The organism is Mycobacterium branderi, from assembly GCF_010728725.1.
Lineage (GTDB): Bacteria > Actinomycetota > Actinomycetes > Mycobacteriales > Mycobacteriaceae > Mycobacterium > Mycobacterium branderi.
The window spans coordinates 1,951,010-1,961,465 of sequence record NZ_AP022606.1; the positions used below are offsets into that span (position 1 = coordinate 1,951,010).

A 10,456-nucleotide genomic window follows, 5' to 3' on the forward strand; every position below is an offset into this window, starting at 1 on the left:
ACACTCGCGGCGGGGATCATCGTGACAGACCGGCGATGATGTCGTCGACGGTGCGGCGCGCCAACGAATCCACCTCCCGCCGGCTCGCGCCCCGCAGTGGACCATGCAGGGCCAGTTCGGCGAACCCGTGCACCGCGGACCAGCATGGCCACTCGGCGCCGTCGCGCTGCTTGGGTGACAGCGCGCCGGCCTCCACCATGGCATCGAGCGCCTCTGTCAAAGCCAGATACGGTGGTGCACTGCCTGTTTCGTCGGACTGGCTAGCTCCGAAGAATGCGACCGCGAACCACCCGGGCTCGTCCAACGCGAACTTGATATAGCCGATACCGACGGCGCGCAGCAGTTCGGTGGGGCCCCGTCGGCGCACCGAGGTTCGCATCCGTGCTGTCATCCGATGCAGGATCGCGGTGGCGACGGCCTCTAGCAATGCTTCCCGGTCGGCGAAGTGACGATATGCCGCATTGGGCGAAACCCCGACGCGCCGCGTCGCTTCCCGGATAGTGAGCGCGTCCGGCCCACCCGCGCGGGTCAGCTCGAGGCCGGCGTCAACCAATGCCGCGCGCAGATCACCGTGGTGGTAACTCAACTCTTGACCCTCCTCGGGCCGGAAGTGTACGGTGTGAACATTACCAATGTTGACGGCGTGAACATGACAAATAGCGATGAGGAGTCACCATGACCGACGAGGTAGTCAGCGAGGTCGCCACCGTCGATGCGTCGGCGGCGACCGTATTTCGGATCCTGGCCGACCCGACGACGCACGCCGCCATCGACGGAACCGGTTGGGTCCGTGAATCACTCGACGGCCGGAAACTGAGTGACGTGGGGCAGATCTTCCGGATGGCGATGTATCACGACAACCACCCGGTGGGGACCTACGAGATGGCCAACCAGGTGACGGTCTTCGAGCCTTCGCGCGCCATCGCCTGGAAACCGGGACAAGACAAGGTCGGCGACGGCAGCATCGAATACGGCGGCTGGGTCTGGCGATACGACCTGACGCCGCTGGGTCCGTCGCAGACGCGGGTCACGTTGACCTACGACTGGTCGGCGGTGCCGGGCGCGCTCCGCGAGCACATCCAATTTCCGCCGTTCCCAACGGACCATTTGAAGAACTCACTAGGCCATCTGGGTGAGCTTGCCAAAGATGCCGCACCCGCATTGCCGCCAATCGTCGACCAGGAAACCTGGCAGCGTGAATTGGATGCCCTACGCGTCCGCGAAAAGGCGGCTACCCGCGAGCTCGATGCGATCGCCGCGCAACGACGACGCCTGCCGATGGTCGAGATGCCGGACTACACGCTGGACGGCGAGGACGGACCGGTGCGATTGGTCGACCTATTCGACGGCAAGCGGCAGCTGATCGTCTACCACCACATGTGGTTTCCCGGCGAGGAATGGCAGTGCCCCGGCTGCACCGGATTCACCTCGCAGTTCACCCGCCTGGAATTCCTCGACAGCTACGACGCCCGGTTCGTCATCGTCACGCAGGGGCCAATCGACGAGGCGCTGGCGTACAAGCGGCGGGTGGGTAACCGGATGACGTGGTACTCGAGCGCCAATAGCCCCTTCGGCGCCGATGTCGGAGCACCACCAGGCGGCGGTTTCGCGGTCAATGTCTTTCTGCGCGACGGGAATCGGGTATACCGCACCTGGCACACCAACGGACGCGGGACCGAACAGCTCAGCCACTCGTTCGCGTTGATCGACATCCTGCCCTACGGCCGTCAGGAAGAGTGGCAGGATTCCCCGGACGGCTGGCCCCAGCGTCCCACCTACAGCGGGTGGGAGCTCAGAGGAAATCGCCCGCGCCTACGGCGCCCAACCACAAGGAGCAAGATGACCGGCCTGACGACGATCAGCCTGGTGTGCGTGCCGACGCCCGACCAGGACAAAGCAGTGGAGTTCTACGAGTCGCTCGGATTCGAGAAGCGAACCGATCAGCCCTTCGGCGGCGGCTATCGCTGGATCGAGGTTTATCCACCCGAGGGCACGACCGGCATCGCGCTCGCTCCGCCCCCGCCGGACAGTGGACCGGTGCAGCCGACCAATACCGGTATCACGTTGACCACCAACGATATCGACGCTACCCATGCGGCGATGAAGGAACTCGGCGTCGACGTCGATGCACAGGTGGCGCGAATGGGTGAGCCGGTCCCACCGATGTTCTGGTTCCGCGACCCGACCGGACACACACTGATGGTGGTGGAGGTCTGATCACTGCGCCGGCTGGGAATCTGGCGACGCCAGCACGGCGTGTCGCGTCGTCAGGTTCCCACTCGCGGGCGCTGTGGACGGCCGTACGCAGTATTCGCCGGCTGCTGGCAAGCTGCGGCCATGGGGGAGTTGCCCTGGCCATTCCTGGGCGCCGAGGCGTTGGCCGACAAAGCGATTCCCGAGCGGGCGATGCGGACGCTGTACGAACCGGTCTACCCGGGCGTCTACGCACCGTGGGGCGTCGAGTTGACGGGACTACAGCGGGCGAAGGCCGCGTGGCTGTGGTCGCGGCGTCGGGGTGTAGTCGCCGGTAACTCTGCTGCGGCGCTGCTGGGCGCCAAGTGGGTGAGCCGGGACCTCGACGCCGAGCTGGTGCACGACAACCGCAAGCCGCCGCCCAGGCTCGTCGTACACACCGACGCCCTGAAGCCGGACGAGGTGGTGACCGTCGACGGGATTGCGGTCACCGGACCGGCGCGCACCGCCTTCGACATCGGCCGGCGAACCAGGTCGCGGCTGCAGAGCCTGCAACGCCTTGACGCGCTGGCCAATGCCACCGCCGTCGGCATCGACGAGGTCGAGTCGAGGCCGTCATCGCCGGACACCCCGGCGTACGGGGCCTGAAGCGGCTCCGCCGGGTACTGCCGCTCGTCGACGGCGGTGCGGAATCCCCGCAGGAGACCCGCACCCGGCTGGCGCTGATCGACGCCGGTCTGCCCCGCCCGGAAACCCAGATCATGGTTTACGACGAGTACGGCGAGTTCGTGGCACGGGTCGATATGGGCTACCGAGACCTTCGGGTCGGGATCGAGTACGACGGCCCGCAGCATTGGACCGATCCGGAGCAGCGACGGCGCGACATAGACCGGCAGTGGGCCCTGGTCGCCCTGGACTGGGTGATCATCCGGGTCAGCGCCGAGCTGCTTCGCTACCGTGAGGCCACGTTCATCGGCCGGGTGGAAGCAGCGATGTACGCAGCCGGGTGGGCCGGCCGGTCCGCGAGTGTGAAATCTACGACGGTGGATCGGCGTGTCGCGTCGTGATATTCACACTCGCGGCTCTATGAGGGACGACGCCGCCTGTAGGTGCTTGATCGCGTCGGCAACAATCGTCTGGATGAGCTCCGCGCACGACGGCAGGTCCTCGACGATGCCCGCCACCTGACCGGACGCCAACACGCCGGCGTCGGTGTTGCCTTCCACCAGGCCGGCTTTCAGCAGCATCGGGGTGTTGGCTGCCATGATCACCTGCGACCACGAAAGTTCCTTGCCGTGGCGCATCGCCAGCCCGTCGCGAATCATCGACGGCCAGGTCATCTGCGACATCTTCTTGAACTTGGCGGCGTTGCGCACCGCTGCGGTGAAACCCCTTGCCCGTGAACCGCTCTCCAGCTTCTCGACCAGGCCGGTGCGCAGCACGCGATGTGGCATGCCGTCGACGCGGGTGGTCACCACCGTGCCGTCGAGCCCAGCCTCAAGGTAACGCCGTTTGACCGCTTCGGGCACCGTCGAATCCGACGTCAGCAAGAACCGGGTGCCCATCGCCACGCCGGCCGCGCCGTAACACAACGCGGCGGCCAGCCCTCGCCCGTCGAAGAACCCGCCCGCAGCAATCACCGGAATATCCACGGCGTCAAGCACCGACGGCAGCAACAGGGTAGTTGCGATTGGGCCCGTGTGCCCGCCGCCCTCGCCGCCCTGGACAATCACCGCGTCGGCACCCCAGGACGCCACCTTACGAGCGTGCTTGGCAAGACCAACCGACGGAATCACCACGGAGCCGGCCTCTTTCAATCGGGTGATCAGCTCCTGGCGAGGCGCCAACGCGAACGACGCCACCTTGACGCCCTCACGAATCATCAACTCCACCCGGTCGCCCGCGTCGGCCGCGTCGGCGCGGATGTTGACGCCGAACGGCTTGTCGGTGGCCGCCTTGACCTTGCCGATCGCCACAGCCAACTCGTCCAACGTCATCGTCGCCGACGCCAGGATTCCCAGCCCGCCGGCGTTGGCAGTCGCCGACACCAGCCGGGCGCCGGCCACCCAGCCCATCCCGGTCTGTACCACCGGATGCTCGACGCCCACCAGCTCGGTCAGCGGCGTACGCAACCTCATACCCGCACCTCTTTGTCCCGCAACGATTTCGGGTCGAGCACCTCGCGGATCAGCCGCAGTTCGTCCACATCGGGCGGTCGGGTCTCCTCCGCATCAGACAGACCGTGCACCCCGAACGACGTGGCCTCCCGCACGTCGTCGGCCTTGACGCCCGGATGCAGGGACAACGCCCGCATCGTATGGTCCGGGCCGCCGAAGTCGAACACGCCAAGATTGGACACCACCCGGTGTACGTTGACGAACCGGAACGCCGGGTTGTCGGGGTCGATCTTGTCGTAGCCGATCCCCGAGACTACGTCGACGGCGTCGCAGAACACCCGCGGCGAGTGGTTGCCCACCCAGTAGCTGGTGGAGTGGTTGATCGTGTTACCAGGAGCGCCGCGAACGCCGAACATCTGCCGCGTCGGGTGCTGCAGCGGGCCGAACGCCGAGAGGTTCTGATTGCCATAGCGGTCAACCTGATTGGCGCCCATCACCACATGCCGGCGCCCCCACGCCAGCGTCTCGAACACCCGGCCGAACGGCATCCAGCCCTCAATCGCGCCGGCGGCGCCCAAAGCAGGCGTATCGGCGAGCAACTGCGCTTCGCCGTCGGTCAGCAGAATGTCGGGGGAGAACGTCAACCGGGCCAGGCGGGCGCCGACCAGCGCCACCGTCGTCATCGGGCTGATCATGATCTCGCCGGCATCGCGGAACAGCTCGGCGCAGGCGGTCACGCAGATTTCGGCTCGGGTGATCATGACTGTGCTCCAAACTTGCGGACCGCCTCCTGATAGTCGGCTTCACTGCCCGACAGATACGTCGCCACAAAGTCGCGCCAACCCTCCTCGGTACCGGCGGCCTCGACGTAGTGTCGCTGGAATTTCTCGTCGCGTCCGTAATCCGGTGCAGCAGTGGTGAAATGCGCACCTAAAGGCGCTTCCACCACCGCGTCGACCATCATCCGGTTGACCAGGAGCGCCTGCGGCGGCACCGCCTTGACCAGTTCCTCAGTCGACACCAGACGCTCGACCGACAGGTAACGCTTCTCGGCGGCCATCAGATACAGGTCGTCGAAGTACGGATCGATCCCGGTGTAGGCCGCATTTCCGCGAGCGTCGCCGAGGTTCATGTGCACAAAGGCAGCGTCCAGGTTCAGGGCCGGCATCGCGATCAGTGTCTCGTGCCCACCACCAGGTGACGGATACGGCGAAGTGACTGTTTGCAATTCGCCTTCGAAGAAGTCCGGCACGGAGCTGCCCAGGCCGGCGCGGATCGGCAGGAACGGCAGCCGCTGTGCGGCGGCCTGTAGCCCGCAGCGCAGCATGCCCTCGTCCATCTCCCGGGCCTCGATCGCGCCGCTGGTACGGGCGCGAGCGAACCACGGGTCGTAAAACGGCGGCGAATCCAGCGAGACAAAGCCGTAGTAGACCCGGCGAACCTTGCCCGCCGAGCACAGCAGCCCGAGATCGGGCCCGCCGTAGGTCACGACGGTCAAATCCGTGACGTCCGTACGCAGAATCGCGCGCACGAACGCCATCGGCTTGCGCCGTGACCCCCAACCGCCGATGCCGATGGTCATGCCGCTGCGCAGTTCGGCAACGGCCTCGTCGAGAGAAACCCGTTTATCGCTCATGACTTCTTCACAAATGCGTCGCGGTGCTCGTCGGAAACCCCGGCGAGGTTGAGTTCGAACGTAAAGCCTTGCTCCATGCGGTAACTGGAGTTGACTCGCTGCACGTCGATGAAGTTCAGCGCCTCCTTGGCGGCCCGGATCACCCGGGTATCCTTGGCGGCGATGTCGCGGGCCACCCGTAATGCGGCCTCGTCCAACTGTTCTCGAGGTACCACCTCGTGGACGGAGCCGAAGTGGTGCAGGGTGGCGGCGTCCACGGTGGCGGCGGTGAAGAACAGCCGCCGCATCATGTGCTGGGGCACCAGCCGCGACAGATGGGTCGCCGCGCCCAGCGCTCCGCGTTCCACCTCCGGCAGCCCGAACGTCGCATCGTCGGAGGCGACGATGACGTCGGCGTTGCCGACCAGACCGATGCCGCCGCCCACGCAGAAGCCGTTGACGGCGGCGATCACCGGCACCGCGCACTCGTAGACCGCGCGGAACGCGGCGAAACAACCGCGGTTGGCGTCGATCAACGCGGTGTAGCCCTCGGTGCGCTGCATCTCCTTGATGTCGACGCCAGCGTTGAAGCCGCGGCCCTCGGCGCGCAGGATCACCGCGTGGGTGTCGGGATCGTCGCCGGCGGAGGTCAGCGCATCGGCGAGTTCGAACCAACCATGCGACGGGATGGCGTTGACCGGCGGAAAGTCGACCGTGACCGCGACGATGCCCGGTTCGACGGTGCGAGACGTGATCGGCATATCCACTTCCTGGGGTCGATTACCTGAGCAAGCACTTGCTTGGTACGCTAGCACAGTGACTGGCGCGGCAGCAGGGCTCAATCTGGGATTGTCCGGCCGGGTGGTGCTGGTGACCGGCGGCGTCCGGGGGGTCGGCGCCGGCATCAGCTCGGTTTTCGCCGGCCAGGGCGCGACGGTGGTGACCTGTGCGCGCCGCGCCGTCGAGGGCCTGCCCTATGAGTTCCACAGCTGCGACATCCGCGACGACGAGGCCGTCCAAGCGCTGATCAATACGATCGTCGACCGCCACGGCCGGCTGGACGTCGTCGTCAACAACGCCGGCGGATCCCCGTACGTGCTGACCGCGGAATCCAGCCCGAAATTCAACCGCAAGATCATCGAGCTGAACCTCATTGGCGCGCTGTTGGTTTCGCAGTGCGCTAACGAGAAGATGCAAAACCAGCAACACGGCGGCGCGATCGTCAACATCTGCAGCCTCAGCGGTCGCCGGCCGTCCCCGGGCACTGGCGCATACGGGGCGGCCAAGGCCGGCCTGGAAAGCCTCACCCAGACGCTGGCCGTCGAATGGGCGCCCAAGGTCCGGGTGAACGCATGCGTGGTCGGCATGGTCGAAACCGAACAGGCCGACCTGTTCTACGGCGACGCCGAGTCGATCGCCGCGATCTCGAAGAACGTGCCGCTGGGCCGGCTGGCCAAACCGGAGGATGTCGGTTGGGCCGCAGCGTTTTTGGCATCGGACGCGGCAGCATACATCAGCGGTGCATCGTTAGAGGTGCACGGAGGCGGCGAACCGCCGCACTATCTGGCCACAACGAACGCGAGCGCGATCAAGTAGAGGGAGACAAAGCTATGGGAGTGGTCGACGGCCGAGTCGTGATCGTCACCGGAGCCGGCGGCGGCATTGGCCGCGAGCATGCGCTGGCCTTCGCGGCCGAGGGCGCGCGCGTCGTGGTCAACGATATCGGGGTCGGCCTGGACGGTTCGCCGGCCAGCGGCGGCAGCGCCGCGCAGAGCGTGGTCGACGAGATCACCGCTGCCGGTGGCGAAGCCGTTGCCGACGGCTCCAACGTCGCGGACTGGAACCAGGCGGGCAACCTGATTGCAAAAGCCGTCGACACCTTCGGTGGCCTGGACGTCGTGGTGAACAACGCCGGCATTGTGCGGGACAGGATGATCGCCAACACCAGCGAGGAGGAGTTCGACGCCGTCGTCGCCGTACATCTCAAGGGACACTTCGCCACGATGCGGCACGCCGCGTCGTATTGGCGCGGGCTGTCCAAGGCCGGCGAAACCGTTGACGCACGGATCATCAACACCAGCTCCGGTGCGGGCCTGCAGGGCAGCGTCGGGCAGGGCAACTACAGCGCCGCCAAGGCCGGCATCGCCGCGCTGACGCTCGTCGGCGCCGCGGAGATGGGCCGGTACGGCGTCACCGTCAACGCGATCGCACCGTCGGCTCGTACCCGCATGACCGAGACGGTGTTCGCGGAGATGATGGCCAAGCCCGACCAGGGCTTCGACGCGATGGCGCCGGAAAACGTTTCACCGCTTGTGGTTTGGCTGGGTAGCAGCGAGTCGAAAGACGTCACCGGCAAGGTCTTTGAGGTCGAGGGCGGCATCATTCGCGTCGCCGAGGGCTGGGCACACGGCCCGCAGGTCGACAAGGGCGCGAAGTGGGATCCGGCCGAACTCGGGCCCGTCGTCGCCGATCTGCTGGCCAAGTCGCGGCCGCCGGTCCCGGTCTACGGAGCTGGGTCCTAGCTCAGGGCTCGCAGATGACGATCGGGATGGTCCGGTCGGTCCACGACTGGTAGTCCTCGAACGACGAGTACATCTCGACCAACGAAGGCCAGTACTTTGCGCGCTCTTCCTCGGTGGCGTCGCGCGCGGTGAGGTCGAGCACCTCTTTTTTGATCTGAACCGAAACCTTGGGATTGGCTTTGAGATTGAGATACCACATCGGGTTGCTGGCGCGGCCGCCGTGCGACGCAACCAGCACGATGCGGTCGCCGTCGCGCAGGTAGAGCAGCGGACTTACCCGCGGCTGGCCAGACTTGCGGCCGACCGTCGTCAACAACGCGACCGGCGCTCCCTGGAGGAACTTGCCGCCCAGCTTGCCGCCGGTCGCCTTGTACAGCCATGCGTTGGTGCGCGACATCCATTTGATGAAGACGCCTGTGCCGGCGGAGTTGAGTGCGCGCGGCGGATTGGCCATCGGTAATCCCTATCGCTGGATGAACGGGCGGAGTTGGGCCCGGATGTGGTGGATTTTGCCATCCGGGATGACAAACGTCTCGTCGACGTGCGCACACACCCGTCGACCCAAGAACGACGGCTTGGTGATCACGTCGAACCGTGCCCGCACAGAATCGCCGTCGACGCTGAACTGCGGCAGCGTGGTGGCCTCGATCAACCGGAATTGCGGGCCGCGATTCAGGCTGCGCCGCAAGTGGTTTCCGGAAAATCCCGTCTTGATGCCCTGCTCGATCCGCACACAGCCCGGCGCGAATGGAACAGCGTCGGCGTCGTGGCTGACCAGCGCGTCGATATAGGCCTGCGCCGCGGCAATGCGGTCGTCGTCGGAAACCACTAGATGCGCTCGATGATGGTGCCCGTCGACAGGGCCCCGCCCGCGCACATGGTGATCAGCGCGGTGCTCTGATCGGAGCGCTCCAGCTCGTGCAGCGCGGTGGTGATCAGCCGACTGCCGGTGCACCCCACCGGATGGCCCAGCGCGATCGCGCCGCCGTTGACGTTGACCCGGTCCATGTCGGCTTCGTGCACCCGCGCCCAGGACAACACCACCGACGCGAACGCCTCGTTGATCTCGGTGATGTCGATGTCGCCCATCTTCATGCCGGCCTTCTCCAGCACCTTCGCGGTCGACTGCACCGGGCCGTCCAGGTGGTAGTAGGGCTCGGCGCCGACCAGCGCCTGGCTGACGATGCGGGCCCGCGGCCGCAAGCCGAGCGCCTTCGCCTTGTCCTCGTCCATCCACAGCACCGCGGCCGCGCCGTCGGAGATCTGCGACGAGGTACCCGCGGTGTGGATACCGCCGTCGAGCACCGGCTTCAACGCTGCCAGGCCCTCCAGCGTGGTGTCCCGCAGGCCTTGGTCGCGGCTGACCATGTGCCGCTCGCTGGTCGGCTGCTTCTGCTCGTCGAGCACCGGCGCCTCGATCGGCGAGATCTCCCGGTCGAAGCGGCCCTCGTCCCAGGCCCGCTTGGCCTTGAGCTGGGACTGGAGCCCGAACTCGTCGATGTTTTGACGTGTGATGCTGCGGCGCTTGGCGATGCGCTCGGCGGCCTCGAACTGGTTGGGCAGGTCGATGTCCCACGATTCGGCGCGCCAGTTGCGGTCCGGGCCAGCGTTGGCGCCCAGCCCGACGCGGCTCATCGCCTCGATCCCGCAGGCGATGCCGATGTCGATGGCGCCGGCCGCGATCAGCCCGGCGATCAAGTGGTTGGCCTGCTGGCCGCTGCCGCACTGGCAGTCGACGGTGGTGGCGCCGACCTGCTCGGGCAACCCGACGGTCAGCCACGACGTGCGGGTGATGTTGTTGGACTGCTCGGCATACTGCGTGACGCAGCCGCCGATCAGCTGCTCGACGGCGCCGGCGTCGATGCCCGCTTTCTGTACTAGGGCCTTTTGCACCGACCCCAGCAGCTCGGTGGCATGCAGCCCCGACAACCAGCCGTTTCGTTTACCGATCGGGCTGCGGGTGGCTTCAACGATTACCGGGTTACCCATGCGGTCAGGCTAGAACACGT

The 10,456-nt window shown here is 66.4% G+C and carries 11 protein-coding genes and 2 pseudogenes; 5 read left to right on the plus strand and 8 right to left on the minus strand.

From position 1 onward, the window contains the following. Positions 1-16: 16 nt before the first annotated feature. Positions 17-586, minus strand: coding sequence for a TetR/AcrR family transcriptional regulator (locus G6N47_RS10055; protein WP_083131094.1), 570 nt, complete (start codon positions 584-586; stop codon positions 17-19). A gap of 584 nt (positions 587-1,170) precedes the next feature. Between G6N47_RS10055 and G6N47_RS10060 the strand changes: the two are divergent. The 3 genes and pseudogenes from G6N47_RS10060 (at position 1,171) to G6N47_RS10070 (ending at position 3,260) form a co-directional block, all read left to right on the plus strand. Continuing rightward, positions 1,171-1,843 (plus strand): annotated as a pseudogene (locus G6N47_RS10060) (DUF899 domain-containing protein). Then, a complete protein-coding gene (locus tag G6N47_RS10065) occupies positions 1,840-2,217 on the plus strand; it encodes a VOC family protein (protein ID WP_083131093.1) in 378 nt (125 codons plus the stop codon). Before G6N47_RS10060 ends, G6N47_RS10065 begins: the two are co-directional and overlap by 4 nt. A 120-nt stretch (positions 2,218-2,337) precedes the next feature. Then, positions 2,338-3,260, plus strand: a pseudogene (locus tag G6N47_RS10070) (hypothetical protein). 3 nt (positions 3,261-3,263) lie between these two features. Here the strand turns inward: G6N47_RS10070 and ipdC are convergent. Genes ipdC through echA20 form a run of 4 tightly spaced genes read right to left on the minus strand, consistent with a single transcriptional unit; the run spans position 3,264 to position 6,686 of the window. Beyond that, entirely contained in the window at positions 3,264-4,331 is a 1,068-nt protein-coding gene (gene ipdC / locus G6N47_RS10075; protein WP_083131092.1) for a (3aS,4S,5R,7aS)-5-hydroxy-7a-methyl-1-oxo-octahydro-1H-indene-4-carboxyl-CoA dehydrogenase, read from the minus strand. Next, the gene (gene ipdB / locus G6N47_RS10080) at positions 4,328-5,071 is read right to left on the minus strand and encodes a cholesterol ring-cleaving hydrolase subunit IpdB (RefSeq protein ID WP_083131091.1); all 744 of its coding nucleotides are present in this window, start codon (positions 5,069-5,071) and stop codon (positions 4,328-4,330) included. The genes ipdC and ipdB overlap by 4 nt, the downstream gene beginning before the upstream one ends. Further along, on the minus strand, positions 5,068-5,946 hold the full coding sequence (ipdA, locus tag G6N47_RS10085) for a cholesterol ring-cleaving hydrolase subunit IpdA (protein WP_083131090.1): 879 nt from the start codon (positions 5,944-5,946) through the stop codon (positions 5,068-5,070). Before ipdA ends, ipdB begins: the two co-directional genes overlap by 4 nt. Continuing rightward, complete coding sequence (echA20, locus tag G6N47_RS10090; RefSeq protein WP_083131089.1) at positions 5,943-6,686, minus strand: (7aS)-7a-methyl-1,5-dioxo-2,3,5,6,7,7a-hexahydro-1H-indene-carboxyl-CoA hydrolase; 744 nt, start codon at positions 6,684-6,686, stop codon at positions 5,943-5,945. The genes ipdA and echA20 overlap by 4 nt, the downstream gene beginning before the upstream one ends. A 55-nt stretch (positions 6,687-6,741) precedes the next feature. Here echA20 and G6N47_RS10095 point away from each other — a divergent pair, with 55 nt between their 5' ends. Then, positions 6,742-7,521, plus strand: a complete 780-nt coding sequence (locus G6N47_RS10095; RefSeq protein WP_083131088.1) for an SDR family oxidoreductase — start codon at positions 6,742-6,744, stop codon at positions 7,519-7,521. A gap of 14 nt (positions 7,522-7,535) precedes the next feature. Further along, positions 7,536-8,447 (plus strand): SDR family oxidoreductase, encoded by a 912-nt coding sequence (locus tag G6N47_RS10100; protein WP_083131087.1) that lies wholly within the window; start codon positions 7,536-7,538, stop codon positions 8,445-8,447. Between the two features lies 1 nt (position 8,448). Here the strand turns inward: G6N47_RS10100 and G6N47_RS10105 are convergent, their stop codons facing one another. The 3 genes from G6N47_RS10105 to G6N47_RS10115 are packed head-to-tail and all read right to left on the minus strand — an operon-like array spanning position 8,449 to position 10,436. Further along, positions 8,449-8,901, minus strand: a complete 453-nt coding sequence (locus G6N47_RS10105) for a nitroreductase family deazaflavin-dependent oxidoreductase (protein ID WP_083131086.1) — start codon at positions 8,899-8,901, stop codon at positions 8,449-8,451. Between the two features lie 9 nt (positions 8,902-8,910). After that, a complete protein-coding gene (locus tag G6N47_RS10110; RefSeq protein WP_083131085.1) occupies positions 8,911-9,276 on the minus strand; it encodes a nuclear transport factor 2 family protein in 366 nt (121 codons plus the stop codon). Continuing rightward, entirely contained in the window at positions 9,276-10,436 is a 1,161-nt protein-coding gene (locus G6N47_RS10115) for a steroid 3-ketoacyl-CoA thiolase (protein WP_083131084.1), read from the minus strand. The genes G6N47_RS10110 and G6N47_RS10115 overlap by 1 nt, the downstream gene beginning before the upstream one ends. Positions 10,437-10,456 lie beyond the last annotated feature (20 nt).